Origin of the sequence: Flavobacterium jejuense (assembly GCF_006491595.2) — a bacterium.
Taxonomy (GTDB): Bacteria; Bacteroidota; Bacteroidia; order Flavobacteriales; family Flavobacteriaceae; genus Flavobacterium; species Flavobacterium jejuense.
This window is the reverse complement of the sequence record NZ_VEVQ02000061.1, coordinates 1-282: the sequence shown is the minus strand read 5'-3', so window position 1 is coordinate 282 and position 282 is coordinate 1. Positions and strand designations below refer to the sequence as shown.

The 282-nt window shown below is 40.8% G+C and carries 1 pseudogene; it reads right to left on the bottom strand.

Features of this window, described 5'->3' with window-relative positions:
* Nucleotides 1-282 (bottom strand): annotated as a pseudogene (locus FIA58_RS21215) (hypothetical protein); the annotation flags it as partial.

Here is a 282-nt window from a genome sequence, read left to right as displayed (position 1 = left end):
TGTGATTTCGGTGTCAACTACGGCAACTCCGTTTAAAGTATCGTTTGTAGTAACATCTCCTGCAACTCCTCCTGTATATCCATTTACACTTGATAAATCTGCTGGAGTAGCATCGTCTACTGCATCGATAACAGCTGCATCAACTACTATTGTAGCGATTGCTGTATCGCAATTAGTTGAGTTTAAGTTCTCACAAATTTGGTAAGTAACATTGTAAGTGCCTGCTGGTGTACCTGCTGGAACACTAATAGTCCCATTTGATGCAATACTTACGCCAGTTAG